This is a genomic window from Ruegeria sp. CDSB117 (genome assembly GCF_059611005.1).
Genome location: NZ_JBXWOS010000020.1, coordinates 1 through 21,242, shown reverse-complemented (window position 1 = coordinate 21,242; position 21,242 = coordinate 1). Strand labels below are relative to the sequence as shown.

Here is a 21,242-nt window from a genome sequence, read left to right as displayed (position 1 = left end):
CGGCGTCTTGGAAAACTCTGAGGTCTATGTAAGCGGGTCTTGGCCCGCTCACAAGCGCTTACTCTGCCGCAGCAGCTTTTGTGACCGTAAGTGAGCCGCCCGCTTTCTCAACTGCTTCAACAGCAGCTTTCGAAGCACCGGTGACTTCCAGGTTCAATTTGGCGCTGATTTCGCCTTTGGCCAGAACGCGGATACCGTCCAGCTTGCGACGAACCAGACCGGAGGCAACCAGTGCATCCTCGGTGATCGCAGCTTTGGCGTCCAGTTTGCCGGCGTCGACGAATTTCTGGATCAGGCCCAGGTTGATAACGGCGAATGCCTTGCGGTTCGGCTTGTTGAAGCCACGCTTGGGCAGACGCTGGTACAAAGGCATCTGACCGCCTTCATAGCCATTGATGGCCACACCCGAACGGGATTTCTGGCCTTTGATACCACGGCCACCCATTTTACCTTTGCCGGAACCCGGACCACGGCCAACGCGGGTGCGTTTCGGTGTGGCGCCAGGATTGTCGCGCAATTCGTTCAGTTTCATTTCGCTTCTCCTAAGCCGGAAATGACCCGCGAAGCGTGATGGGTCAGACACGGCATTTCTTGGTTTTGATTCGTATGGCGCAAAGCCACCGCAGGCGTATAGGACTGTTGGGACAAGTTGGCAAGCCCGCAGCCCTTCTACGTCATTCGTCAGACACGTCGGCAAGGTCTTCCGTTGCGGCTTTTTTCTGCAAGGGTGCTGCGTGCGGGTCGATCCCATGCTTTTCGACCAGCCGGCCAACCATGCTTTCCGGATGTGGGATTCCGTTGAACCGATTGAGTATGAACGAACGCATGCGACGGCCATAGAAATGGATCGACATGGTGTTCTCAGTGAGGAATCGCTCAGCATTGCCGTTGGAACGCACCATAGTTCGTCGGTCCTTGTACGTTACAGGGTACAAAACTTCTTGCGGCTGAGAAAACCGATCTTCGTTGTTTTGTCGCAAAAGCCAAGTCAAAGCGCGAGGCCCCCACACTCCCCAGAGCATGTCTCCGGCATGTTTCTGATTACCTTCAAGCGCATCCTGGATAAGATTGTGCCTCGCCTTCACGGGCAGCCACGGCGGGATCCGGTAGGGGTTTTCTGTATAGTCAATCAAATCATAAAGGGTTGGGCTATCTGTCGGAAGCCTCAGAACACCATTGTTGATTTCATGCGCGGCAAGGCGGCCGTGGAAATGGCCATTGCCAGTTTTGAATGGCTTGACGCAATATGCATCCGTGTCGGCCCAGATCATGTCCTCTCGCTGCGCCAGCATACGATACCGGAACTTATCGGCATGAACAGCAGGGCTGCCGGTTCGGGTATGTGTTATGATATTGTCATCCGACAAAACTTCGCGTGCGTCTCGCTGTTCTGCGCCTTCGGGGATATTTGGAACAACGCCATATGTGTACAGACACACATGTTGACCGACATCGAGAAACGATTTGATGCACAACTGCTCTAGAAAGCTGAGAGGGCCTTCAATCCAAAGCATGCCAACCTGATACTCTTTCACCGGATCTGGCCCTTCGTTTTGTTCTTAGTTGCGGCACCGACAGGTGCACTGTCGCGTGTTTGGCCGATTTCCAGTTACGCTGCAACGTTTCGGGTCAAAATTCCCGATCACTGTGCCAAGAGCACCCCGGAATCAAAAGAGACGCCCTCAGGCGTCTCTTGGTCAGGTTGTCGGTAAGGTCACGAACAGTAAACGTGGTCCCGAGCGATGTCCTTAATATCGCAGCGGCGGACTCCGATGTCGTCCAGTTCACGATCTGTCAGACTCTGCAATTCAGAATAAGTCTGATCATACTGAACACGCAGGGCATTTGCCTCTTTAACGCGCTGGAAAAAGTTCGCGATGCGGGCGCTCAGGCCAAAGCCGTCGCGGGAATATGTTGCTGTATGTGCCATAGTTTATTTCCTTTCTCTGCCCGGGGCGAATTCCCCGGATACTGTTTGCGTTCCTTGTTTGGACAGGGCTGAGATAGGTCCAGGCGATATCGCTAACAACCGAAGATTCGGTCTAGCCGTTATGCATCTATTGAATAGCTGAGCAGCAGGGATCGATGCTGCGAGACCGATAGCATGCGATGAAACGGCGGCTACGGTTAAAGCCTGATCCAGCTACTTTCCCGCACGTCTTCTGCGAGCAGTCATCGCCCAGCCGTCGCGTATACTCAGCCCCATCAGCGTCAGGTTGGCTGCCCCCGCGAGCAACTCAACGACCTGCACAGAGTAAAAGCTGGCATCGAAGTCCCCTGCGTTTGCTTTTGAGCTGAGATAGATTGCGGCGGGAACAAGGATCAACAGGCCGTTCATCGCGATGATCGGCATTCGCTTCTTCTTGGCAAGCGCCCGCGCGTCCTTGCGTCGACGCCCAAGGGACATGCCGGATGCACCCACGATCACCATCGCGGGCACTAGGATAAACAGCCCACTGACGATCATGGACTTTACGGCCGCGACAGTGGCATGGGTCGCAAAGAACTCGCTGTACAAAGTGGATGTCCAGAACATGAATATTGTCAGGAATCCTATTATACCGGCGATGGGGTGAATTGATTTTATCATGTGCCTACTCCGCTTTTGGCATCAGGCGACGCAGTGGTTTTCGACTGTGAGTTTTCTTAGAAGATGTGGACGTGCCACGGCGCTTTCGGGATAGTCTGCAATTCGACGCTGGAACTCTGGATGGGTGAAGGCGTCGCGAAAGCTTTTGACGTCCTGCCAGATCGCATAATTCACGAAGGTCGAGCTGCCAGCGATCCCCTGATGAAGCTGGGTCGAGATGTATCCCGGCTGGAACTTCATGAAGTCCGCATCGTGTGCCCAGGCCTTCAACAGCGCCTCTTCGTCTTTCGCGTCCACCGTAAAAACGTTGATCAGCACCACGGGGCCTTCCTCGGCCTGCATCTGATCAGCCAGTGTGACGACCTTATCCATCTCTTCGATATGAGCCATTTCCATTCCTCTTCATTCACTTGTATAGCTTGCTATATATTATTGCATAGCTTGCTATTCAAGTGTAAATCTCAAGCATGGATTTCGAAAAAGAGAACTCGGCCGGATATCTGGTCAATCACATGGCGCGATTGTTCGCGAAAGAGCTGCAACACCACATTGCGCCTTTGGGCATCGTTGTTGGACAGTTCCCAGTCTTACTGGAGCTTTGGCTCAAAGACGGAGTCACCCAAAAGGATCTGCTGGCCAAGATTGACGTCGAACAGGCGACCCTGGCCAACACGCTCAACCGTATGGAGCGCGACGGCTTGATCAAAAGAACGAAAAACCCCGCTGACGCCAGGGCTCAGTTGATCTGGTTAACCGAAAAGGCCGTCGCGCTTAGAAACAGCGCCTATGAGTCGGCCCAGAACGTGAATTCCCAAGCCTTGCAAGTTCTGACTGAGCCTGAGCGGGCGCAGTTCATGGATTTTATGCGGCGGGTAATAAGCGGAATACGTACAAGTTGAACTAAAACCACATCGGGTGAGGCGACAGTCAACACTGCCCTTAGACAAAAAAACGCCCCCGAACTGATCGGAGGCGTTTCTAGCTCTTAGAAGCAAGGCGCTTAGCCGCGCTCTTCGATGATCTCAACCAGATGCGGGATCTTGTTGACCATGCCGCGCACCGAGGGGGTATCCTCAAGCTCGCGGGTTTTGTGCATCTTGTTCAGGCCCAGGCCGATCAGAGTTGCGCGCTGTTCAGCGGGGCGACGGATCGGGGAACCGATTTGCTTGACGACGATGGTTTTTGCCATGGGTCGCTCTCCTTATGCTTCTGCTTCAGCAGCAGCTGGTGCTTCGTCCCGCTTGGGCAGGATGTCAGCAACCTTTTTGCCACGACGCTGGGCAACCGAACGCGGGCTCTGCTCTTTCTGCAGGCCGTTGATGGTGGCGCGGATCATGTTGTACGGGTTCTGCGAGCCCAGCGACTTGGACACAACGTCCTTCACGCCCAGCATTTCGAACACGGCACGCATCGGACCACCGGCGATGATACCGGTACCTTCAGGTGCGCTGCGCATAACCACTTTACCGGCGCCATGACGGCCTTCGATGTCGTGGTGCAGGGTACGACCTTCGCGCAGTTGCACGCGGATCATCTGACGCTTGGCTTGTTCAGTCGCTTTGCGGATGGCTTCAGGTACTTCTTTCGCTTTACCTTTGCCAAAGCCTACGCGGCCTTTCTGATCGCCTACGACCACCAGAGCGGCGAAGCCAAAGCGCTTACCACCTTTTACGGTTTTCGATACGCGGTTGATCGCAACCAGACGATCTGCGAATTCCGGAGTTTCGTCGCGGTCACGTCCACGGCCCCGGCGGTTATCACGTTCTGCCATTTTGGCATCCCTTTTCTTTGGTGACGCTTGCGGCGTCGTTTGTTCAATCCAAGTGGGCCCCGGCATTGCCAAGGCCCCCGGATCATCGGGGCGGATCGAAACCCGCCCGCAAGTCTTAGATCTTCAGACCACCTTCACGCGCAGCGTCGGCGACAGCCTTCACTTTGCCGTGGAACAGGAAGCCGCCACGATCGAAATAGGCCTCTTCGACGCCTGCCTTCTTGGCACGCTCGGCGATGGCCGCGCCCACTTTGGTGGCCGCTTCGACGTTGTTCTTGCCAACAACACCCAGATCTTTTTCCAGGGTTGAGGCCGAGGCCAGGGTCACGCCACGTACGTCGTCGATCAACTGAACAGAGATGTTCTTGTTCGAACGGTGTACGGACAAACGCGGACGACCCGCGTTGACCTTGCGAAGTTTGTTCCGAACGCGCAGGCGGCGCTTCAGAAACAGGGTTCTTTTGCTGTTTGCCATTGTTTGCGTCCTTACTTCTTCTTGCCTTCTTTGCGGAAGATGAACTCGCCCTTATAGCGGATGCCTTTGCCCTTATAGGGCTCGGGACGGCGCCATTCACGGATTTTCGCCGCGACTTCGCCCACCTGCTGCTGGTCGTTACCTTCCACAATGATCACGGTCTGCTTCGGCGCGGTGATGGTGACACCTTCCGGAGCAACGAAATCAACGTCATGGCTGTAGCCCAGGTTCAATTTCAGGGTATTGCCCTGCATCTGAGCCCGGTAACCAACACCCTGGATCTCCAGCTCTTTCTTGAAGCCTTCGGTCACACCGGTCACCAAGTTTGCGACCATTGTGCGGCTCATGCCCCACTGCTGGCGCGCGCGCTTGGACATACCGCGAGGGTTGATCTGAACCACGTTATCTTCGACCGACAGCGTAACGTCGTCGGTCGCAGTGAAGCTGCGGGCGCCTTTCGGGCCTTTGACTTCGATGGTCTGGCCGGAAACCGAGGCAGTTACGCCGCTGGGCAATTCGACCGGACGTTTACCAATACGAGACATTGACAGACCTCCTTAGAAGACGGTGCAGAGCACTTCGCCACCAACATTGTTGGAGCGTGCGTTCTGGTCCGACATCACACCTTTCGGAGTGCTGACAATCGACACACCCAGACCCTGACGGACCTGCGGGATGTCATTGACGCCCATGTATACGCGACGACCGGGCTTCGAGACCCGCTTCAGTTCGCGAATGACAGGGGTGCCTTCGTAGTATTTCAGGCTGATTTCGATGGCCGGATGACCGTTTTCACCGGTCGTCGCTTCGTAGCCACGGATGTAACCTTCGTCCGCCAGCACGTCCAGAACCCAACCACGCAGCTTGGAAGCCGGGGTGGAAACGGTGGACTTGCCACGCATTTGCGCGTTGCGGATGCGGGTGAGCATATCGCCGATAGGATCGTTCATATCATTCTCTCCCTTACCAGCTCGATTTCACCATGCCGGGGATCTGACCAGCAGAACCCAGCTCGCGCAGCGCGATACGGCTGACCTTCAGCTTACGGTAGTAAGCGTGGGGACGACCGGTCAGCTGACAGCGGTTGTGCAGACGAGTAGCCGAGCTGTTGCGCGGCAGTTTCGCCAGTTTCAGACGCGCTTTGAAGCGCTCTTCCATCGGCTTGCTCTCGTCATTCGCGATTTCTTTCAGCTCGGCACGCTTTGCGGCATATTTGGCCACCAGGCGTTCGCGCTTCTTCTCGCGTTCGATCATTGCTTTTTTAGCCATGTCTCAATCCTCCCGGCGCTTACGCGTTGAACGGCATGTTGAAAGCTTTCAACAGTGCCTTTGCTTCAGCGTCGGTTTTCGCTGTGGTGGCAATTACGATGTCCATGCCCCAGACTTCGTCAACTTTGTCGAAGTCGATTTCCGGGAACACGATGTGCTCTTTCATGCCCATGGCAAAATTGCCCTGACCATCGAAAGACGGCTTCACGCCGCGGAAGTCACGAATACGTGGCATCGCGATGGTGATCAGACGATCCAGGAATTCGTACATCCGGTCACCGCGCAGGGTCACTTTCGCACCCAGCGGCATGTCTTCACGGACGCGGAAGCCAGCGATCGACTTCTTCGCCTTGGTGGAAACAGCCTGTTGACCAGCAATCGCAGTCAGATCCTCGACAGCAGCTTTCGCTTTCTTCGAGTCTTTAACCGCTTCGGCACCACAACCGATGTTCAGAACGATTTTGTCCAGCTTGGGCAGCTGCATGTCGTTCTTGTAGCCGAACTCTTCTTTCAGAGCGGCACGGATGGTTTCAGCGTACTGAGCTTTCAGACGCGGGGTATAGTTTGCGGTATCAAGCATCGATCACGTCCCCCGTGGTCTTGGCGAAGCGCACTTTCTTGTCACCTTCCATGCGGAAGCCAACGCGAGTTGCTTTGCCGTTCTTGTCCAGCAGAGCCAGGTTCGACAACTCGATCGGGTTTGCCTGAGGCAGACGACCACCCTGAGAGTTCTGGGTCTGGCGAGTGGCACGGATGGCGATGTTGATACCGTCAACAACAGCTTTTCCGGCAGATGGGTTAACCGAGGTGATAGTTCCCTCTTTACCCTTGTCCTTGCCGGCCAGCACGACGACCTTGTCGCCTTTGCGGAGTTTAGCAGCCATGATTACAGCACCTCCGGAGCGAGCGAGATGATTTTCATGAAGTTCTTGCCACGCAGTTCACGAACAACCGGGCCAAAGATACGCGTACCTACGGGCTCGTTGTTGTTGTTCAGGATGACGGCGGCGTTGCGATCAAAACGGATCGCGGTGCCGTCTTCGCGACGGACTTCTTTGGCGGTGCGTACGACGACGGCCTTACGGACGTCACCTTTCTTTACGCGGCCGCGCGGGATGGCTTCCTTCACCGAGACGACAATGATGTCGCCGACGGAGGCGTATTTACGCTTGGAACCACCCAGGACCTTGATGCACTGAACTCGGCGTGCGCCGGAGTTGTCAGCGACATCCAGATTGGTCTGCATCTGGATCATGTGGTTTCTCCCGACCTGTGGGGGCTGGTCTGGTTAGATCCCCCAGGGTTTCGACAAATGGAAAAATCCTGAAAGCTTACGCTTCCAGAACTTCCCAACGTTTCGTCTTCGATTTCGGCGCGCATTCGATGATGCGAACAGAGTCACCGACCTTGAAGGCGTTCTTTTCATCGTGAGCCCGGTATTTCTTGGACTTACGGATGGTTTTCTTCAGAACCGGATGCGTAAAGCGGCGCTCGACGGACACGGTTACGGTTTGTGCGTTGGCATCGCTGGTTACGGTGCCGGACAGGATACGCTTGGGCATAGGATTACTCCTCCGATGCCGCAGCAGCGGCCTTTTCGTTCAGAATGGTTTTGACGCGGGCAGCGTTGCGGCGGGCCGCTTTGATGCCGGCGGTGCTTTCCAGCTGACCGGTTGCCTGTTGAAAGCGCAGGTTAAAGCTTTCTTTCTTCAGGTTGGCCAGTTCCTCGCGGAGCTGGTCCGGGGTCTTGTCACGCAGTTCTTGGGCGTTCATCGCCTTTTCCTTTGCTCAAAACACCAGAAGGCCCCTTACAGGGTCACCTTTGACCTGGTGGATGAATGATAGACATACGAATCCCCCGACTCGGCCGGGGGAACGCAAGATGCCGCTCTATAGGGGAGTCGCTGGTGGGTGGCAAGGGAAACTTTGGGAAGACACAAGCAGCTACTCTAAGCACGCTATTCCTTGCTTACTTAACTAAGCCCAAATGTCGTGCGATGGTGGCGCTGTCGTAATAGTCTCTTCCCTCAACAACCATGCCACCTTTCACCCGCATCACCGAGCAATAACGCACTTCGTATCGCTTTCCGGTCGGTTCGAATTCACCAAGGCTTGAATGCAGCACACCTGTATGAGTGCCGGTGTTGTGGAACTCGACGATAGCCCATTCACCGCAATCGCTGACGATCACATTGTCAACGATGCATTCTCCATCTGGGAATGCCAGTCGCCAGCGCTCGTAGTCCTCTTTGTATGCTAACTTGCCAAGTTGTTTTTCTTCACGAGCAACATCCTCAAACTGGCAATCTTCGGCAATTACCTCGGCTCCGCGATCAGGATCGCGCATACCCCAACTCTCGTGGAATTGGCGAACCACTCGTTCAGCTTCTTTCACAGCAAACACCCCCCATGATCCAAGGAGCATACAAGATACTATATGAGCTGGCTCCAGATTTTCTCAGATTGTGTTACTGACCATTCCAATCGAAGGTGTGTGGCAACTCAGTCAAAAATCTAGCTAGGTCTAAATTGAAACGAAAAACGCGGCCTCGTTTGCACGAGACCGCGTCTTCAACTGTCTAAGTCTAAGTGACTTACGCCAGAGCGATGTTCACAGCCGACTCGCGACCGTCACGGCCGGGCTCGATGTCGAATGTTACTTTCTGGTCGTCAGCCAGGCCGGTCAGACCCGAGCGCTCAACAGCAGAGATGTGTACAAACACGTCTTTGCCACCGGTCTCCGGTGCGATGAAGCCAAAACCTTTAGTTGTGTTGAACCATTTTACGGTGCCATTGGCCATATCCGTAGTCTCCTATTAAATTGCTGTCCGCGGAATTGCGACAGCGCGGCGTTGTAGGTCTGGATCGAGAGACTGAACGCCGAAGATTCGGGAGACAGTGGTCGAAAAAGAAAAACGTAAGCGTGCCTCACATGGTTCATGACGACACATATTGCAAGGTTTTTCGACAACTCGAAGTGAAAAGTGATTGGCGGGGGCGTCGCCCATTCGTCCCGCAATCGCTACATTAGTACAATTGCTGTGTCGTGACCCGGGGTTCACTCCCACTTATAGTTAAAGCTGACACTGATCCGCTCATCCTCGGCCATATTCATCGGCACCTCATGGCGCAGCCAGCTTTCCCACAGCAGGACATCCCCCACCTGCGGCTTCATATAGATGAACGGCTGCAAATCCCGCCGCCCGCCCTTTAGCCGCGTCGGTGCCGCCATCATGCGGGCCGAGCGGGGGTCCTCCAGTTTCAGCGCGCTCGCCCCTTCGGGCATCGCCACATAGGTCGTGCCGGAAATCACGCTGTGCGGGTGCAGGTGGCTGGAGTGCATTCCGCCTTCAGGGAGAATGTTGATCCACAGGTCTTCGAGCTTTAATTCACCCTCGCCCAGATCGAACTCCAGATCCTTGGCAAAGGCTGCCACATGCTGATCCAACGCCTTGACCAGATCGGCAAAGATCGGGAACCGCCAGGGCAGATCGGTCAGCGAGGCATAGCTGGTGTAGCCGGGATAGCCGTTTTCTTCGCACCATTCCTGCCCGGCCTCATCATCCTCGGCGATGACAAGACAAGAGTTTTCCATTTCCTCGGGATCGATCTTGGGATCGAATTCGGAAAGTGCTGCGCGATAAAGACGAGTAACGAAGAGTGATTCAATCTGTGCCATGGGCCGGGCATAGCCCAAGCCCTGACCCAAGACCAGCCCCGACCAGCCTTCAGTTTTTGACCGGTCCCGAACCGCAGCGCGGGATCGGGCGTCCGCCATCTGCGTAGGCCAGACACATGACGATCTCGTCCGGTTTCGGCGCATCCGGAATATTCAAAGTCATGGTATCGAAATGGTCAAAGGACCACGGGTTGTCCTTGTGCCCAAGCGGCAGATCGATTGAACATCCCGGTGCCCCGAGCTTGGCATTAGACGGAATGACAGCTTCGCCCCCACCCGCTGTAGCACGCATAGGAGCGCCAAGTTTCGGGTGGATCAGTGCGCCGCCTTGTTCGAGATCGCCATTCGCGCCAACAATCGCTGCTTTACCATACGAAATCGGAGAACCGTCGAGTTGAGAAACAGCCTCGGCCGCGAGGTCAGCGCCGAGCGCACCACCTATTTCAAACAGCTCGGACAAGTCTTCCGAAAATTTACCGGCGAGTGGGTTCTGTATGACTGCCAAAGCTGCAACCCGGCAGACCGGAGCACATAGTTGCCCCAATTGGTCGGTGGTTATAATCTCTTTGATGAATACCTTCTTGCGCAGCTGAAACATATGACCCTCCCATTCACAATTGTCAGCCTATGGGGGCCATGGACAATCGTCGACTTCTTTCACGAAACGATGGGATGGATCACAATAGGCTGACGAAAAAGAAAACCCCCGCCGGCGTCCCGACGGGGGTTAACTTGTTACGAAGGGCTTTCGCCCAATCGCTTACCAGTCTTCGCGGATCACTACGCGGGTCTTGATCGGCAGCTTCATCGCGGCCAGGCGCAGGGCCTCACGGGCGATGTCGTCATTGACGCCGTCGATCTCGAACATCACGCGGCCAGGCTTGACTTTGCATGCCCAGCGGTCGACCGAACCTTTACCTTTACCCATACGAACTTCGATCGGCTTTGCAGTGACCGGAGTGTCGGGGAAGATGCGGATCCAGACACGGCCCTGACGCTTCATGTGACGCGTCATGGCACGACGTGCAGCTTCGATCTGGCGTGCAGTTACACGCTCAGGCTCAAGAGCTTTCAGACCATAGGTGCCAAAGTTCAGATCAGAGCCGCCTTTGGCTTCACCCTTGATCCGGCCTTTGTGCATCTTGCGGAATTTAGTACGCTTTGGTTGAAGCATATCTTTCCCTCCTTAGCGACGACCGCCACCAGCACCACGAGGTGCAGGGCCGTCCTGGAGTTCCTGTGCTTTACGGTCACGTGCCTGCGGATCGTGCTCCATGATCTCACCTTTGAAGATCCAGACCTTGATCCCGATGATCCCGTAGGGGGTCATCGCTTCGGCTTGTGCGTAATCGATGTCGGCGCGCAGCGTGTGCAGAGGCACACGGCCTTCGCGGTACCACTCGGTCCGTGCGATTTCAGCGCCGCCCAGACGGCCAGCGACGTTCACCCGGATACCCAGAGAGCCCATGCGCATGGCGTTCTGAACCGAGCGCTTCATTGCGCGACGGAACGAAACACGACGTTCCAGCTGCTGAGCAATGGACTCGGCAACCAGCTGCGCGTCAAGCTCGGGCTTGCGCACTTCGACGATGTTCAGGTGAAGTTCGCTGTCGGTCATGTGAGCAAGCTTTTTGCGCAGAACTTCAATGTCTGCGCCTTTCTTGCCGATGATGACGCCGGGACGTGCAGTGTGGATCGTAACGCGGCACTTCTTGTGCGGACGTTCGATGATCACACGGGCAATACCGGCCTGCTTGCACTCTTTGTTGATGAACTCACGGATCTTGAGGTCTTCCAGCAGAAGATCACCGTAGTCCTTGGTGTCGGCGTACCAGCGGCTGTCCCAGGTGCGGTTCACCTGCAGGCGCATGCCGATCGGATTTACTTTATGACCCATTAGGCTTGCTCCTCAACTTGACGCACCTTGATGGTGATCTCCGAGAACGGCTTCATAATCTTGCCGAACCGACCACGGGCACGCGGGCGACCGCGCTTCATGACCAGGTTCTTGCCAACCCATGCTTCGGCGACGATCAGCTCGTCAACGTCCAGGTTGTGGTTGTTCTCGGCGTTGGCGATTGCGGACTGCAGGCACTTCTTGACGTCCTGCGCGACACGCTTGTTCGAGAAAGTCAGGTCGGTCAGAGCCTTCTCGACTTTCTTGCCGCGGATCATTTGCGCAACCAGGTTCAGTTTCTGCGGGCTAGTGCGAAGCATGCGCGTTTTCGCCATTGCTTCGTTTTCAGCCACGCGGCGGGGGTTCTTTTCCTTGCCCATGACTTACTTCCGCTTCGCTTTTTTGTCAGCGGCGTGACCGTAATAGGTACGAGTTGGCGAATACTCACCGAACTTCTGACCGATCATGTCTTCCGAGACGTTGACGGGGATATGCTTATGGCCGTTGTACACACCAAAGGTCAGACCCACGAACTGGGGCAGAATGGTGGAACGACGCGACCAAATCTTGATGACTTCGTTGCGGCCCGACTCGCGCGCTGCTTCGGCTTTTTTCAGCACGTAAGCATCGACGAAAGGACCCTTCCAAACAGAGCGAGACATAGATTAACGTCCCTTCTTCTTGGCGTGCCGCGAGCGGATGATCAGCTTCTGGGACGCTTTGTTCTTGTTGCGGGTACGCTTACCCTTGGTGTCCTTACCCCACGGTGTAACCGGTGTACGGCCACCCGAGGTACGACCTTCACCACCACCGTGCGGGTGATCGATCGGGTTCATTGCAACACCACGAACCGACGGACGAACGCCTTTGTGGCGCATACGACCGGCTTTACCGAGGTTCTGGTTCGAGTTGTCGGGGTTGGACACGGCACCAACGGTGGCCATGCATTCCTGACGGACCATGCGCAGCTCGCCCGAGCTCAGACGGATCTGAGCGTAGCCGCCATCGCGACCAACGAACTGAGCGTAAGTACCAGCCGCACGTGCGATCTGACCGCCTTTACCAGGCTTCATCTCGATGTTGTGGACGATGGTACCGATGGGCATGCCTGAGAACGGCATTGCGTTGCCCGGCTTGATGTCAGCCTTGGCGGATGCCACGACTTTGTCACCAACAGCCAGACGCTGCGGAGCCAGGATATATGCCTGCTCGCCGTCTTCGTATTTTACCAGTGCGATGAATGCGGTCCGGTTCGGGTCATATTCGATCCGTTCGACGGTTGCCGCGACATCAAATTTATTCCGTTTGAAGTCAACGATCCGGTAGAGACGCTTTGCGCCACCGCCGCGGCGGCGTGAAGTGATCCGTCCGGTGTTGTTCCGGCCGCCCGATTTGGTCAAACCCTCAGTGAGAGACTTGACCGGACGTCCTTTCCAAAGCTCCGAACGGTCGATCAGCACCAGCCCGCGCTGGCCCGGCGTCGTCGGCTTGTACGACTTGAGTGCCATGCTTTCTGTCTTCCGTTTAGCAAGTGCGGGGATTTCCCCGCTATGTGATAGGCCCCCGTAGGTGCCAAAGTTATAGGGCCCCGAAGGTCCCCGGTTTCAAATATCATAGGCCCCGGAACGAATCCGAGGCCGCAAGATTGGGTGCATTTAGCAGTGTTGGGGATGGGTGTCTACAGAAATCAAAAACATTATGTATGTGTCTCACTCCCCCTTTATTCCCTGATCGAAAGAGCGCCTTTAGAACCTCTTGTTGGTTCGTATACCAATTAGCGTTTTTTAGTGAGAAATTCATGCCTCAGGAGTGTTTCGCTTGCTGAATCGTACGAGCTTTGGGGCGTGTACACAGACCGGCGCGCGCTTACAAATACAAGAAACAACCTGACCCGCATTTCTAGATCGGCACCCTCAAATCCAATAGCCTCAAAAACCCCCTTCACAAACTCATATCGCCTGCGATCGACTTCTTTCAGGGCTTCGGCCACAACGGGGTCCTGAGCCGCCCAAGATCGGAAAGCGATATCAAATTGATCAAGTCCTTCAGACTCGACATATTGCGTTAACGACAACAGGCGCTCTGACGGTGAAGCCTCGGACGTATTGACATCGTTGATGACCGACTCCGTAAACTCCTTGGACCAGTAGTCGATCAGCGCCCGAACAAACTCATCACGGTTTTTGAAGTGGTGATAGAAACTGCCCTTCGTCACGCCAAGGTTTTTGACGAGAGAGTCGATTCGCAGCCGCGCACCTCCCTCAGTTGCAAGGACATTAAGGGCTGTTTCTAACCATCTTTCGCGGTCATATCGAGGAAGAGGCGGTGATTTTTGAGTGTCGCGCATGCCTTGTTTTTAAGCCAAAATTGCGTTCCGTCAAGACATACATACCAAAAAGTACTTTACAGACTATTAGGTATGGAGCATACCATAAGGTACCCGATATACATATTCGAATGGATAGGGTTTTCAGACCTCAAGGGGGATGTACGATGCCTAAGAAACTTTTATCAGCAACGCTCGCGACAGCTTGCGTCATTGCAGCAACTGCAACTGCGCAAACCTGGGAAGAAAATCTTGCGGCCGGTGCTGCAACAACAGAGCAGAACCATCTCAACGTGCCGTTCACGCAAATGAAGAATATGAAGACGGCCTTCAGTTCGCCCGGAAACTGGCCAATATTTGAGAACCGAGGGCCACTAGATCGCTCGCCTACCGACAAGCCGTCCAAAGTTCTGGTCATGGGAAGCGGCGACCCGAATCCCAACCCCTATCGTTATGGCCCGGCTCTGGCGGTAATTGTAAACGACTATCCCTATTTCATTGACGCTGGAGAAGGCTGGTGGCGCGCGCTGGGTAAATCGGTTCAGTCTCAGGACGCAATGGATCTGGCAACGATCATGAACGTCCCGAACATCAAATACATGTTCCTGACCCACCTGCACGAAGATCATACCGTTGGATTGCCGTCTTTCATTTTGAATCCGTTCAAATTCGGGTCGAACCTGGCCGTCGTCGACAAGAAAGTTTACGGCCCCGCCGGTGTCGACGAGATGATGGCCAGCATCAACGACGCATGGCGAATTGACCGCAACGAAATGGCACAAGGATCGACAGTGCAGAAATTTGACGGCGCAACCGCAGTTGGGGTGCCAGTCTGGCCACATGTTGACGTCAACGGACGTAAGATTTTCGAAGATGACAATGTTCTGGTCGAAGCCTTCCCAACAGCGCACGGGTTTTTAGAGAATACCCACGCCTACAGGTTTACGACCAAACCCGACGGCCGTGTTCTCGTCTTTGGCGGTGACGGGCACTACTCGGAAGGCCTGGTGAATGCAGCCAAAGATGCTGACTTGCTATTTATCGAGGGCATTACCCGCAAGAATATCAAGTACGCACCTTGGGGCGGTGACTCCGAGGAAGAAAAAGTGAAGGTCATCGGCGCCTACCACATGTTCCCCAGCGACATGAAGAAGTTACAAGATGACAGCGGCGTCAAAGGAATCGTCATGGTTCATGTTCAGAACTACAACAGCCCTGAAGACTTTGACCGGCTCAGCGTTCTGCAAGAGATGATCGACGAAGGCGTGGTCAACATCCTGCAGGCTTCGGACGGCGACCTCTACTAAACACGATCAGCGTGCCAAAAACAGCTTGGTACCAATCCTCACAAAGTAAGGCCCCTGCTAGCGCTGGGGCCTTTGTCGCTCCCAAAACGAATCGACCTGAGACCGCTGGACACGTCGATGTGTGCTCCCCTCTTCGAGGGGCACATATCTATTTGAAGTCTTTCCGCTTGCCCAACCGGCCTCGCACAATCACTTCTTGTCGCGCGCGGCCTTCTCTTCTTTGGTCAGTTTGGCGTTCCAGACATTCTTGCTCAAACCCAGCTCTGCAGGCGCGGGTTTGGTCTTGCCGACGCTGACTTTGCCTCCTTTATCCAGGAACTCCTGAATAAGGGCCTCATCTGTTGTTTCTTTGGGGACATGTTTCATACATGTATGCCTATCTGCTCTGTGCACTCGAAGCAACGGCAGCTTCACAGAGCTAATCTGACAGAGCAGGTTCAGAACAGACATTCAAATAGCAAAAGACCCCCGCTTGCGTGGGGGCTTTCATCTTTTTCCAAGGCAGTTGTGATCGGAGGCCGGTGGGCACGTGGATGGTGTTACCCTCTTCCAGGGTCACCTGTGCTTGCTTGACGCTTTCCCGTTGTGTTCCACCCAGCGGAACACCCCTCACCCATACAGCGCACGCGCCTCAGCGAAGGACAACAAACGGCGGTTATTTTCGTCCCACAGGTGCAACCGCGCGTTGGCGAGGCTCTCACGGATGGTCATCTTGTTGCTGTTGGCCAGCTCATCATGGTCGCGCAGCACTTCGGTCAGGCGATAGAACGGGATGCGGCTGTACAGGTGGTGCACGTGGTGAATGCCGATATTGGCGCTGAACCACTGCAGCACGGATGGCAGGATGTAATGCGAGCTGCCGTGCAAGGCAGCCTCATGCAGTTGCCAGTCCTTATCAGCGTCCCAATGCGTATCCTCGAACTGGTGTTGTACGTAAAACAGCCACACGCCCGCGGTCGCGGCAATCAGGGTTGAGGGCAGAAAGATCAGCAGCACCGGCATCAGGCCGCCAAAATAGTATACGGCCACGAGCGCAGCCAGAATGGCAAGGTTGGTGCTCATCGCGCTGACCCAAAACCTGACGCTGCCCGTCAAACCCAGCGGGAGGCGGTTCTGGAACAGAAACAGGTAGCCGGGGCCAAGGACAAACAGTGTAATGGGGTTGCGATAAACCCGATACCAGAACCGGTTCATGGGCGTCTTTGACCGGTACTCGGCGACTGTCAAAGTATGGATATCGCCCATTCCGCGTTTATCCAAATTGCCCGAGCTGTTGTGATGGTTGGAATGCGTGCGGCGCCAGACGTCATACGGCGTCAGGGTCAAGACACCGATGACCCGCCCAACCCAGTCGCTGACCGACCGGTTCTTGAAGAACGCTCCGTGCCCACAATCATGCTGGATCGCAAACAGGCGCAGCAGGAAGGCCGCGTTGAGAACGGCAATCGCAAAAGCCAACCAATAGCTGACCGAAAGCGACATCCAGGACAGCGCCCATAGCACGAAAAAGGGGACAATGCTGATACCCAGCTCAAATGAGCTGCGCCACTGGTTCGGCTCGCGGTATTTGGCAAGTGTCGTAACCCAATCCCGCGCGGCGGTCACATCCGGTTTGTCCGGGGTCGAGAGATAGGGTTTTGTCATACGCCTGCCATGTCACTTACGTTTGTAGAAACCGCATAGACTACCGTTCCGGCATAGCAAGCGAATTCTGGCTGAGGCGATTGTGTCGCGCTCATTTTCTCTGATTTTGTTGCTCAAGAAAACCTCCGCCTTCGCGGGGGCCCTCAGGCTTATCCATTGATGGATCCGATCACAGATAGGTGCTCGCGTCGATGGTGTAACCCTCTGCCTAGATCAAAAGTGCTTTTTTGTCCCTTTTCCGGCGACCCAACTGGCCATGGAACCGCCTGACCTTAAACCTCGCTCTGAAACACATATCGTGAAACATGGCGATAGGTTTGACCCCTGCGCAGTACCGTACTGGGAAACCCTTGCTGATTGATTGAATCGGGCCAGACCTGTGGTTCTAACGCAACGCCGGAATAGGGTCCGTAGGACTGGCCACCCAAGCCAACGCGTGGACCTTCATCAAAAGACACACCGGAATAGACCTGCAAACCCGGCTCGGTCGTCTCGAGCTGCATCGTAAGACCCGATGACGAGCCGGTCAGCGTCGCCACCGTACGGCAGGGCATTCGCTGATCGGACAGGCAGAAATTGTGGTCATATGCCCAACCGCCCAAAGGTCGCGGTGACCGCAGGTCAAAGCGCGTGCCCGCAACGCTGAGCGCTTCGCCTGTGGGAATGAGGTCCCCGTCAACAGGGGTGTAGTGTTCTGCGCGCAGCATTAGTTCGTGCTTGCGGATGTCTGCGCCACCGTCGAGGTTGAAATAGATATGCGGGGTCAGGTTGCAGAGGCTTGCCGACGTTGTCCGCGCTTCCATTTCGATGCTTAATGTGGCCTCTGCCTCAATCCGGAATGTCACGGTCACTTCCAAGTCGCCGCCAAAGCCCATATGGCCATCTAGCAGGGTCAACTGCAAAGTGACTGCGCCCGGTGTGACTTCGGAAACTCCCCAGATCAGGCGATCCATACCTTGCGTTCCGCCGTGCAATGTGTGGATGCCCAAGTAGTTTCGATCCAGTTGATGGCTTGTACCATCCAGACTGTATGACGCGCGCGCGATCCGATTGGCACAACGGCCGACCAAGGCCCCTAAATATGCGGTGCTGTCTTCATAACCTGCGATGTCTGGCCACCCCAATATCAGAGGATGCCCAAAACCCTGCAAACGCAGATCCTGCAGCGTTGCTCCATAGGTCAGGATACGCGCAAAAAGCGCCCCCTGCCCGATATCGATGCTTTTGACGATCTGACCATCCCGGGTTTTCCCGAAATCGCGAACCTGCTGTTCAGCCTGCATATCACCCGCCTCACTGCCTTGAAGTCACTGTGCACAGGTCCGGGCCAAGTTCAACGCGGCCAGAAGAGCTGCCCAACAAAAAAGGCCCCTGCATCAGCAGGGGCCCTTTGTTTTCTCCAAAGACAGTTCCGGTCAGAGACCGGTGCTTACGTCGATGGTGTTACCCTCTTCCAGGGTCACATATGCTTTTTTGACGTCTTTCCGCTTGCCCAACTGGCCGCGGAACCGCTTGACTTTGCCTTTGGTGATGGTGGTGTTGACCGCCTTCACCTTGACACCAAACAGCGATTCAACCGCTTCTTTGATCTGCGGTTTGTTGCTGTCGATCGCCACTTCAAAGACAATCGCGCCGTTTTCAGACGCCATGGTCGACTTTTCAGTGATGATCGGCTTGCGGATCACGTCGTAGTGTTCTGCCTTCGCGCTCATTTCAGACGAGCCTCCAGTGCTTCGACAGCCGCTTTGGTGAGCACCAGAGTGTCACGCTTGAGGATGTCATAAACGTTTGCACCCATCGATGGCAGGATATCCAGACCTTCGATGTTGCGCGACGCCTTCAGGAAACCTTCGTTCACGGTCGCCCCGTCGATGACCAGAGCGCGTTTCCAGCCCAGGTTTGCAACCTGTTTGGCCAGTGCAGCGGTCTTGCCTTCGGCTTCGGCGTTTTCGATCACAACCAGTTCACCAGCTGCCATTTTGGCAGACAGCGCATGGCGCAGACCGAGTTTACGGAACTTCTTCGGCAGGTCATGACCATGCGAACGCACGACCGGACCCTTGTAGACGCCACCACCCCGGAAGATCGGTGCCGAGCGAGCGCCGTGGCGTGCGCCACCGGTGCCTTTTTGGCGATAGATCTTCTTGGTCGAGTAGGACACTTCCGAGCGGGTCTTGACCTTGTGGGTGCCAGCCTGCGCGTTGTTGCGCTGCCAACGGACCACACGGTGCAGGATGTCCGCGCGCGGCTCAAGGCCGAACAGATCGGCGTCCAGCTCGATGTTGCCGGCTTTGCCGCCGTCCAGTTTGATTACATCAAGTTTCATGCTTCACCACCTTCCGCGGGAGCTTCTTCCGCAGGTGCTTCAGTTGCAGCACCTTTTACGGCTGCCGGGAAAGGCAGGCCTTCCGGTGCTTTCTTCTTGACGGCGTCCTTGACGGTAACCCAGCCCGATTTCGGTCCGGGAACGGCGCCTTTGATGAAGACCAGACCACGGTCGGCGTCGGTTTTGACGACTTCCAGGTTCTGGGTGGTTACACGGGCAGCACCCATGTGACCGGCCATCTTTTTGCCTTTGAAAACCTTGCCCGGATCCTGACACTGGCCAGTTGAACCGTGCGAACGGTGGCTGATCGAAACACCGTGCGAGGCGCGAAGACCACCGAAGTTGTGGCGCTTCATTGCACCGGCAAAGCCTTTACCGATCGAGGTGCCCGAAACGTCAACTTTCTGACCTTCCAGGAAGTGTTCTGCCGAAATCTCGGCACCCACTTCGATCAGGCCATCTTCAGAGACGCGGAACTCGGCCAGCTTACGCTTGGGCTCGACCTTTGCAGCGGCATAGTGACCGCGCATGGCCTTCGAGGTGCGTTTTGCCTTGGCAGCACCAGCGCCCAGCTGAACGGCAGTGTAGCCGTCTTTGTCAGCGGTCCGCTGTGCAACGACCTGCAGGCCGTCCAGGTGAAGAACGGTTACAGGGATCTGCTTGCCGTCTTCCATGAACAGGCGGGTCATGCCTACTTTTTTTGCGATAATACCAGAGCGCATAATCTATACCCTCCGATCTTACGACTGCAACTTGATCTCGACGTCCACACCAGCGGCGAGGTCGAGCTTCATCAGCGCGTCAACGGTCTGGGGGGTCGGATCAACGATGTCGAGCAGACGCTTGTGCGTGCGGATCTCGAACTGGTCGCGGGATTTCTTGTCAACGTGAGGGCCACGGAGAACCGTGAACTTCTCAATCTTGTTCGGCAGCGGGATCGGGCCGCGCACGTTCGCGCCGGTCCGCTTGGCAGTGTTGACGATCTCTTGCGTGCTGGCATCCAGAACGCGATAGTCAAATGCCTTCAGCCGAATACGGATGTTTTGGCTTTGCATAATAACAGCCTTTTATCAGGCGTTGAGGTTGAGAGGAGGACAAGCGCGCATCGCCAACCCTCTTCGAACCCAAAAGGCGGGAATCACCCCGCCTCGATGTTCTTGTAGAGAACTCGCGCGATCTACAGGGGTGTAAGGGGTTTGGCAAGGGGTTTTCTCTGCAACTCTCGTTTGAGAAATCAACCTAGAACACCTCTCGAAGAGACTGCAAACCTTGGAAGCCTCATCTTTCTCATTTGGATCTCGATGGAACTTCAATGAGCGAGAAGCTCAAATTCCACAGACAACAAAAGATTCCAATCAATCACTCACCTAACACAACTCGTAAGAGGGAATTTTTTCTAGTTTTTTTACATTGTCTAAATTGATTATTAAAATATCTCACATACTTGACTTACACCCACGAACAAAAAGGAAACAGAGTAATGAGCAAAACGCTAAGACCTGGCCAAAAAGCCCCTGGTTCTGGTCAGGTCGAAATAGTCGGTCCACGCGGTGGAAAGACAGGACAAGAACGAACTACAACAAAAGGAAATCCTTTGCCTCCAACTCCCAAACCCGGACAACGGTACGTGCCGGTTGATGGAACAAAAAACAAAAGCGGTTTCAAAAAATGAGCCTCAAGGTGTTTTTCTACTAATAACGCCCAAACGTCCTTTGAAGCGTTGCCGTCGAGAAATTAGCGCATAGCAGCTCGAAATGAACAAAGAAGGCCGCCCCGGATTGGGACGGCCTTCTTTCGTTCGATGGTGTGGGCTCTCATTGCTCTTTCAGAGCAACTGCCGCCCACCAGTTCGCAAAGCCGCCTTACTCGATGATTTTCGAGACGACGCCGGCGCCGACGGTGCGGCCGCCTTCGCGGATGGCGAAACGCAGGCCGTTTTCCATCGCGATCGGTGCGAT

37 protein-coding genes are annotated in these 21,242 nt (G+C 55.2%); 3 read left to right on the top strand and 34 right to left on the bottom strand.

Going from position 1 to position 21,242, the window contains the following annotated elements; genetic code table 11:
• Positions 1 to 58 precede the first annotated feature (58 nt).
• The 5 genes from rplO to AC2FJC_RS18945 form a co-directional block, all read right to left on the bottom strand.
• Positions 59 to 532, bottom strand: a complete 474-nt coding sequence (rplO, locus tag AC2FJC_RS18965; RefSeq protein ID WP_058272380.1) for a 50S ribosomal protein L15 — start codon at positions 530 to 532, stop codon at positions 59 to 61.
• A 142-nt stretch (positions 533 to 674) separates the two neighbouring features.
• Positions 675 to 1,514, bottom strand: coding sequence for a hypothetical protein (locus tag AC2FJC_RS18960; protein WP_496740789.1), 840 nt, complete (start codon positions 1,512 to 1,514; stop codon positions 675 to 677).
• Between the two features lie 200 nt (positions 1,515 to 1,714).
• A complete protein-coding gene (locus tag AC2FJC_RS18955; protein ID WP_496740787.1) occupies positions 1,715 to 1,930 on the bottom strand; it encodes a DUF1127 domain-containing protein in 216 nt (71 codons plus the stop codon).
• 213 nt (positions 1,931 to 2,143) lie between these two features.
• The gene (locus tag AC2FJC_RS18950) at positions 2,144 to 2,590 is read right to left on the bottom strand and encodes a hypothetical protein (RefSeq protein WP_496740785.1); all 447 of its coding nucleotides are present in this window, start codon (positions 2,588 to 2,590) and stop codon (positions 2,144 to 2,146) included.
• A 21-nt stretch (positions 2,591 to 2,611) separates the two neighbouring features.
• Positions 2,612 to 2,980 carry an antibiotic biosynthesis monooxygenase family protein gene (locus tag AC2FJC_RS18945; protein WP_496725252.1) on the bottom strand — a complete coding sequence of 123 codons (369 nt, stop codon included), beginning with the start codon at positions 2,978 to 2,980 and terminating at the stop codon, positions 2,612 to 2,614.
• 77 nt (positions 2,981 to 3,057) lie between these two features.
• On the opposite strand from AC2FJC_RS18945, the gene AC2FJC_RS18940 reads away from it, so the two are divergent.
• Positions 3,058 to 3,489, top strand: coding sequence for a MarR family winged helix-turn-helix transcriptional regulator (locus tag AC2FJC_RS18940; RefSeq protein WP_496740783.1), 432 nt, complete (start codon positions 3,058 to 3,060; stop codon positions 3,487 to 3,489).
• A 101-nt stretch (positions 3,490 to 3,590) separates the two neighbouring features.
• On the opposite strand, the gene rpmD is transcribed toward AC2FJC_RS18940, so the two are convergent.
• The 21 genes from rpmD to AC2FJC_RS18835 form a co-directional block, all read right to left on the bottom strand.
• Positions 3,591 to 3,779: a 50S ribosomal protein L30 gene (gene rpmD / locus AC2FJC_RS18935; protein WP_008757946.1), complete on the bottom strand. Its 189-nt coding sequence runs from the start codon at positions 3,777 to 3,779 to the stop codon at positions 3,591 to 3,593.
• A 12-nt stretch (positions 3,780 to 3,791) separates the two neighbouring features.
• Entirely contained in the window at positions 3,792 to 4,361 is a 570-nt protein-coding gene (gene rpsE / locus AC2FJC_RS18930) for a 30S ribosomal protein S5 (RefSeq protein WP_058272455.1), read from the bottom strand.
• Positions 4,362 to 4,476: 115 nt separating this feature from the next.
• Positions 4,477 to 4,836 (bottom strand): 50S ribosomal protein L18, encoded by a 360-nt coding sequence (rplR, locus tag AC2FJC_RS18925; RefSeq protein ID WP_010437103.1) that lies wholly within the window; start codon positions 4,834 to 4,836, stop codon positions 4,477 to 4,479.
• Positions 4,837 to 4,847: 11 nt separating this feature from the next.
• Complete coding sequence (rplF, locus tag AC2FJC_RS18920) at positions 4,848 to 5,381, bottom strand: 50S ribosomal protein L6 (protein WP_058272374.1); 534 nt, start codon at positions 5,379 to 5,381, stop codon at positions 4,848 to 4,850.
• Between the two features lie 12 nt (positions 5,382 to 5,393).
• Entirely contained in the window at positions 5,394 to 5,786 is a 393-nt protein-coding gene (gene rpsH / locus AC2FJC_RS18915) for a 30S ribosomal protein S8 (RefSeq protein WP_008757119.1), read from the bottom strand.
• A gap of 13 nt (positions 5,787 to 5,799) precedes the next feature.
• Complete coding sequence (gene rpsN, locus AC2FJC_RS18910) at positions 5,800 to 6,105, bottom strand: 30S ribosomal protein S14 (RefSeq protein WP_010437098.1); 306 nt, start codon at positions 6,103 to 6,105, stop codon at positions 5,800 to 5,802.
• 19 nt (positions 6,106 to 6,124) lie between these two features.
• Positions 6,125 to 6,685 (bottom strand): 50S ribosomal protein L5, encoded by a 561-nt coding sequence (gene rplE / locus AC2FJC_RS18905; RefSeq protein ID WP_472724504.1) that lies wholly within the window; start codon positions 6,683 to 6,685, stop codon positions 6,125 to 6,127.
• On the bottom strand, positions 6,678 to 6,989 hold the full coding sequence (gene rplX, locus AC2FJC_RS18900) for a 50S ribosomal protein L24 (RefSeq protein ID WP_058272372.1): 312 nt from the start codon (positions 6,987 to 6,989) through the stop codon (positions 6,678 to 6,680). Before rplX ends, rplE begins: the two co-directional genes overlap by 8 nt.
• A gap of 2 nt (positions 6,990 to 6,991) precedes the next feature.
• Entirely contained in the window at positions 6,992 to 7,360 is a 369-nt protein-coding gene (gene rplN, locus AC2FJC_RS18895) for a 50S ribosomal protein L14 (protein ID WP_008757934.1), read from the bottom strand.
• 76 nt (positions 7,361 to 7,436) lie between these two features.
• Positions 7,437 to 7,667 carry a 30S ribosomal protein S17 gene (rpsQ, locus tag AC2FJC_RS18890; RefSeq protein ID WP_058272371.1) on the bottom strand — a complete coding sequence of 77 codons (231 nt, stop codon included), beginning with the start codon at positions 7,665 to 7,667 and terminating at the stop codon, positions 7,437 to 7,439.
• 4 nt (positions 7,668 to 7,671) lie between these two features.
• Positions 7,672 to 7,878: a 50S ribosomal protein L29 gene (gene rpmC, locus AC2FJC_RS18885; protein WP_037311745.1), complete on the bottom strand. Its 207-nt coding sequence runs from the start codon at positions 7,876 to 7,878 to the stop codon at positions 7,672 to 7,674.
• Positions 7,879 to 8,074: 196 nt separating this feature from the next.
• A complete protein-coding gene (locus AC2FJC_RS18880) occupies positions 8,075 to 8,500 on the bottom strand; it encodes an ester cyclase (protein WP_298937828.1) in 426 nt (141 codons plus the stop codon).
• Between the two features lie 199 nt (positions 8,501 to 8,699).
• On the bottom strand, positions 8,700 to 8,906 hold the full coding sequence (locus AC2FJC_RS18875; protein ID WP_010437077.1) for a cold-shock protein: 207 nt from the start codon (positions 8,904 to 8,906) through the stop codon (positions 8,700 to 8,702).
• A 257-nt stretch (positions 8,907 to 9,163) separates the two neighbouring features.
• Positions 9,164 to 9,784 carry a 2OG-Fe(II) oxygenase family protein gene (locus tag AC2FJC_RS18870; protein WP_058272454.1) on the bottom strand — a complete coding sequence of 207 codons (621 nt, stop codon included), beginning with the start codon at positions 9,782 to 9,784 and terminating at the stop codon, positions 9,164 to 9,166.
• A 49-nt stretch (positions 9,785 to 9,833) separates the two neighbouring features.
• Positions 9,834 to 10,382: an amino acid synthesis family protein gene (locus AC2FJC_RS18865; RefSeq protein ID WP_496740781.1), complete on the bottom strand. Its 549-nt coding sequence runs from the start codon at positions 10,380 to 10,382 to the stop codon at positions 9,834 to 9,836.
• 162 nt (positions 10,383 to 10,544) lie between these two features.
• Positions 10,545 to 10,958, bottom strand: coding sequence for a 50S ribosomal protein L16 (rplP, locus tag AC2FJC_RS18860; protein WP_058272368.1), 414 nt, complete (start codon positions 10,956 to 10,958; stop codon positions 10,545 to 10,547).
• A gap of 12 nt (positions 10,959 to 10,970) precedes the next feature.
• Complete coding sequence (gene rpsC, locus AC2FJC_RS18855; RefSeq protein WP_058272367.1) at positions 10,971 to 11,681, bottom strand: 30S ribosomal protein S3; 711 nt, start codon at positions 11,679 to 11,681, stop codon at positions 10,971 to 10,973.
• Positions 11,681 to 12,061 carry a 50S ribosomal protein L22 gene (rplV, locus tag AC2FJC_RS18850; protein WP_039538267.1) on the bottom strand — a complete coding sequence of 127 codons (381 nt, stop codon included), beginning with the start codon at positions 12,059 to 12,061 and terminating at the stop codon, positions 11,681 to 11,683. The genes rpsC and rplV overlap by 1 nt, the downstream gene beginning before the upstream one ends.
• A 3-nt stretch (positions 12,062 to 12,064) precedes the next feature.
• Positions 12,065 to 12,343 carry a 30S ribosomal protein S19 gene (gene rpsS, locus AC2FJC_RS18845; protein WP_010437056.1) on the bottom strand — a complete coding sequence of 93 codons (279 nt, stop codon included), beginning with the start codon at positions 12,341 to 12,343 and terminating at the stop codon, positions 12,065 to 12,067.
• 3 nt (positions 12,344 to 12,346) lie between these two features.
• Positions 12,347 to 13,189: a 50S ribosomal protein L2 gene (rplB, locus tag AC2FJC_RS18840; RefSeq protein ID WP_008757664.1), complete on the bottom strand. Its 843-nt coding sequence runs from the start codon at positions 13,187 to 13,189 to the stop codon at positions 12,347 to 12,349.
• Between the two features lie 266 nt (positions 13,190 to 13,455).
• The gene (locus AC2FJC_RS18835) at positions 13,456 to 14,028 is read right to left on the bottom strand and encodes a TetR/AcrR family transcriptional regulator (protein ID WP_496737488.1); all 573 of its coding nucleotides are present in this window, start codon (positions 14,026 to 14,028) and stop codon (positions 13,456 to 13,458) included.
• A 146-nt stretch (positions 14,029 to 14,174) separates the two neighbouring features.
• On the opposite strand from AC2FJC_RS18835, the gene AC2FJC_RS18830 reads away from it, so the two are divergent.
• A complete protein-coding gene (locus tag AC2FJC_RS18830; RefSeq protein ID WP_282153869.1) occupies positions 14,175 to 15,314 on the top strand; it encodes an MBL fold metallo-hydrolase in 1,140 nt (379 codons plus the stop codon).
• Positions 15,315 to 15,503: 189 nt separating this feature from the next.
• On the opposite strand, the gene AC2FJC_RS18825 is transcribed toward AC2FJC_RS18830, so the two are convergent.
• The 7 genes from AC2FJC_RS18825 to rpsJ all read right to left on the bottom strand — a co-directional run bounded on the left by AC2FJC_RS18825 (position 15,504) and on the right by rpsJ (position 20,339).
• Complete coding sequence (locus tag AC2FJC_RS18825) at positions 15,504 to 15,680, bottom strand: hypothetical protein (RefSeq protein ID WP_050605905.1); 177 nt, start codon at positions 15,678 to 15,680, stop codon at positions 15,504 to 15,506.
• Between the two features lie 243 nt (positions 15,681 to 15,923).
• Positions 15,924 to 16,958, bottom strand: coding sequence for a fatty acid desaturase (locus AC2FJC_RS18820; RefSeq protein ID WP_496740779.1), 1,035 nt, complete (start codon positions 16,956 to 16,958; stop codon positions 15,924 to 15,926).
• A gap of 272 nt (positions 16,959 to 17,230) precedes the next feature.
• Entirely contained in the window at positions 17,231 to 18,241 is a 1,011-nt protein-coding gene (locus tag AC2FJC_RS18815) for an aldose epimerase family protein (RefSeq protein ID WP_496740777.1), read from the bottom strand.
• Positions 18,242 to 18,373: 132 nt separating this feature from the next.
• Positions 18,374 to 18,670 carry a 50S ribosomal protein L23 gene (locus AC2FJC_RS18810; RefSeq protein ID WP_058272362.1) on the bottom strand — a complete coding sequence of 99 codons (297 nt, stop codon included), beginning with the start codon at positions 18,668 to 18,670 and terminating at the stop codon, positions 18,374 to 18,376.
• Complete coding sequence (gene rplD / locus AC2FJC_RS18805) at positions 18,667 to 19,284, bottom strand: 50S ribosomal protein L4 (RefSeq protein WP_050605826.1); 618 nt, start codon at positions 19,282 to 19,284, stop codon at positions 18,667 to 18,669. The genes AC2FJC_RS18810 and rplD overlap by 4 nt, the downstream gene beginning before the upstream one ends.
• Complete coding sequence (rplC, locus tag AC2FJC_RS18800; RefSeq protein ID WP_058272361.1) at positions 19,281 to 20,006, bottom strand: 50S ribosomal protein L3; 726 nt, start codon at positions 20,004 to 20,006, stop codon at positions 19,281 to 19,283. The genes rplD and rplC overlap by 4 nt, the downstream gene beginning before the upstream one ends.
• Positions 20,007 to 20,024: 18 nt before the next feature.
• Entirely contained in the window at positions 20,025 to 20,339 is a 315-nt protein-coding gene (rpsJ, locus tag AC2FJC_RS18795) for a 30S ribosomal protein S10 (protein WP_008756422.1), read from the bottom strand.
• A 425-nt stretch (positions 20,340 to 20,764) separates the two neighbouring features.
• Here rpsJ and AC2FJC_RS18790 point away from each other — a divergent pair, with 425 nt between their 5' ends.
• Positions 20,765 to 20,956, top strand: coding sequence for a hypothetical protein (locus AC2FJC_RS18790; protein ID WP_496740775.1), 192 nt, complete (start codon positions 20,765 to 20,767; stop codon positions 20,954 to 20,956).
• 190 nt (positions 20,957 to 21,146) lie between these two features.
• Here the strand turns inward: AC2FJC_RS18790 and AC2FJC_RS18785 are convergent.
• The coding region (locus AC2FJC_RS18785; RefSeq protein WP_480636862.1) for an EF-Tu C-terminal domain-related protein at positions 21,147 to 21,242 on the bottom strand (96 nt) is incomplete at its 5' end.

Coding starts and splice junctions, on each gene's coding strand:
- rplO (WP_058272380.1), bottom strand. CDS start 532: ATGAAACTGAACGAATTGCGCGACAATCCTGGCGCCACACCGAAACGC.
- AC2FJC_RS18960 (WP_496740789.1), bottom strand. CDS start 1,514: ATGCTTTGGATTGAAGGCCCTCTCAGCTTTCTAGAGCAGTTGTGCATC.
- AC2FJC_RS18955 (WP_496740787.1), bottom strand. CDS start 1,930: ATGGCACATACAGCAACATATTCCCGCGACGGCTTTGGCCTGAGCGCC.
- AC2FJC_RS18950 (WP_496740785.1), bottom strand. CDS start 2,590: ATGATAAAATCAATTCACCCCATCGCCGGTATAATAGGATTCCTGACA.
- AC2FJC_RS18945 (WP_496725252.1), bottom strand. CDS start 2,980: ATGGCTCATATCGAAGAGATGGATAAGGTCGTCACACTGGCTGATCAG.
- AC2FJC_RS18940 (WP_496740783.1), top strand. CDS start 3,058: ATGGATTTCGAAAAAGAGAACTCGGCCGGATATCTGGTCAATCACATG.
- rpmD (WP_008757946.1), bottom strand. CDS start 3,779: ATGGCAAAAACCATCGTCGTCAAGCAAATCGGTTCCCCGATCCGTCGC.
- rpsE (WP_058272455.1), bottom strand. CDS start 4,361: ATGGCAGAACGTGATAACCGCCGGGGCCGTGGACGTGACCGCGACGAA.
- rplR (WP_010437103.1), bottom strand. CDS start 4,836: ATGGCAAACAGCAAAAGAACCCTGTTTCTGAAGCGCCGCCTGCGCGTT.
- rplF (WP_058272374.1), bottom strand. CDS start 5,381: ATGTCTCGTATTGGTAAACGTCCGGTCGAATTGCCCAGCGGCGTAACT.
- rpsH (WP_008757119.1), bottom strand. CDS start 5,786: ATGAACGATCCTATCGGCGATATGCTCACCCGCATCCGCAACGCGCAA.
- rpsN (WP_010437098.1), bottom strand. CDS start 6,105: ATGGCTAAAAAAGCAATGATCGAACGCGAGAAGAAGCGCGAACGCCTG.
- rplE (WP_472724504.1), bottom strand. CDS start 6,685: ATGCTTGATACCGCAAACTATACCCCGCGTCTGAAAGCTCAGTACGCT.
- rplX (WP_058272372.1), bottom strand. CDS start 6,989: ATGGCTGCTAAACTCCGCAAAGGCGACAAGGTCGTCGTGCTGGCCGGC.
- rplN (WP_008757934.1), bottom strand. CDS start 7,360: ATGATCCAGATGCAGACCAATCTGGATGTCGCTGACAACTCCGGCGCA.
- rpsQ (WP_058272371.1), bottom strand. CDS start 7,667: ATGCCCAAGCGTATCCTGTCCGGCACCGTAACCAGCGATGCCAACGCA.
- rpmC (WP_037311745.1), bottom strand. CDS start 7,878: ATGAACGCCCAAGAACTGCGTGACAAGACCCCGGACCAGCTCCGCGAG.
- AC2FJC_RS18875 (WP_010437077.1), bottom strand. CDS start 8,906: ATGGCCAATGGCACCGTAAAATGGTTCAACACAACTAAAGGTTTTGGC.
- AC2FJC_RS18870 (WP_058272454.1), bottom strand. CDS start 9,784: ATGGCACAGATTGAATCACTCTTCGTTACTCGTCTTTATCGCGCAGCA.
- AC2FJC_RS18865 (WP_496740781.1), bottom strand. CDS start 10,382: ATGTTTCAGCTGCGCAAGAAGGTATTCATCAAAGAGATTATAACCACC.
- rplP (WP_058272368.1), bottom strand. CDS start 10,958: ATGCTTCAACCAAAGCGTACTAAATTCCGCAAGATGCACAAAGGCCGG.
- rpsC (WP_058272367.1), bottom strand. CDS start 11,681: ATGGGTCATAAAGTAAATCCGATCGGCATGCGCCTGCAGGTGAACCGC.
- rplV (WP_039538267.1), bottom strand. CDS start 12,061: ATGGGCAAGGAAAAGAACCCCCGCCGCGTGGCTGAAAACGAAGCAATG.
- rpsS (WP_010437056.1), bottom strand. CDS start 12,343: ATGTCTCGCTCTGTTTGGAAGGGTCCTTTCGTCGATGCTTACGTGCTG.
- rplB (WP_008757664.1), bottom strand. CDS start 13,189: ATGGCACTCAAGTCGTACAAGCCGACGACGCCGGGCCAGCGCGGGCTG.
- AC2FJC_RS18835 (WP_496737488.1), bottom strand. CDS start 14,028: ATGCGCGACACTCAAAAATCACCGCCTCTTCCTCGATATGACCGCGAA.
- AC2FJC_RS18830 (WP_282153869.1), top strand. CDS start 14,175: ATGCCTAAGAAACTTTTATCAGCAACGCTCGCGACAGCTTGCGTCATT.
- AC2FJC_RS18825 (WP_050605905.1), bottom strand. CDS start 15,680: ATGAAACATGTCCCCAAAGAAACAACAGATGAGGCCCTTATTCAGGAG.
- AC2FJC_RS18820 (WP_496740779.1), bottom strand. CDS start 16,958: ATGACAAAACCCTATCTCTCGACCCCGGACAAACCGGATGTGACCGCC.
- AC2FJC_RS18815 (WP_496740777.1), bottom strand. CDS start 18,241: ATGCAGGCTGAACAGCAGGTTCGCGATTTCGGGAAAACCCGGGATGGT.
- AC2FJC_RS18810 (WP_058272362.1), bottom strand. CDS start 18,670: ATGAGCGCGAAGGCAGAACACTACGACGTGATCCGCAAGCCGATCATC.
- rplD (WP_050605826.1), bottom strand. CDS start 19,284: ATGAAACTTGATGTAATCAAACTGGACGGCGGCAAAGCCGGCAACATC.
- rplC (WP_058272361.1), bottom strand. CDS start 20,006: ATGCGCTCTGGTATTATCGCAAAAAAAGTAGGCATGACCCGCCTGTTC.
- rpsJ (WP_008756422.1), bottom strand. CDS start 20,339: ATGCAAAGCCAAAACATCCGTATTCGGCTGAAGGCATTTGACTATCGC.
- AC2FJC_RS18790 (WP_496740775.1), top strand. CDS start 20,765: ATGAGCAAAACGCTAAGACCTGGCCAAAAAGCCCCTGGTTCTGGTCAG.